The sequence below is a fragment of the Methylobacterium sp. BTF04 genome (assembly GCF_010692745.1).
GTDB lineage: Bacteria > Pseudomonadota > Alphaproteobacteria > Rhizobiales > Beijerinckiaceae > Methylobacterium.
Window position 1 is genome coordinate 1 of sequence record NZ_JAAHTB010000240.1, and the last position, 651, is coordinate 651.

1 pseudogene is annotated in these 651 nt (G+C 70.2%); it reads right to left on the bottom strand.

Features of this window, described 5'->3' with window-relative positions:
* Positions 1-651 (bottom strand): annotated as a pseudogene (locus G3T14_RS24535) (ISL3 family transposase); the annotation flags it as partial.

A 651-nucleotide genomic window follows, 5' to 3' on the forward strand; every position in this document is an offset into this window, starting at 1 on the left:
GGTCAGGAACCAGGCGAGTTGCTTTGGTGATGGAAGCGCGGTCGTATCCGTGGCCGGCGGTGACGTCGGTGCCAGCCATTTGCGGGCGGTGCGCCGCGCCGGCTTCGTGCGACGCTCGGCGACGAAGCGATGAACCTGCCGGTGCGTGCCGGCAAAGCCCCGCTCGCGGAGTTCGCGCCAGAGTTCCATCGCGTTCTCGCACCCCTCGGTCATCCGCTTCTCCAGATGCGCAAGGTAGGGATCGAGGCGGCTGGGGCCGGGCCGACGTACTGCGCGCTCCGGAAAGCTTTCGGCCTGGGCATACTTGCGCACGGTCCCGCGTGCGAGGCCTGTCGCCCGAGCAATCGCCAGCAGGGTCTCGCCAGCTTGTGAGCGCCGACGCACATCCTCGTAGGCCGCCAAAAGGCGGGCGCGGCTGTCGCGGCTCACGGCGACCTCGGCGTCGCTCCGGCGGTAGGCTCGCAGACGCTGTCCGGGGGGGGCGCCCATCTCCGACCGCAAGGCTCGGCAGATGTCGCAAGCGTCCATGGACGCGGGCGAGCCAGCGCTCCACGGCCTGGCGCAGGTTGAGGAGGAGATGCCAACGGTCGGCGACTTGAAGGGCCGCGGGAGCGCCCATGGTAGCTGCGCGCGCGTATTCGGACGAGCGGT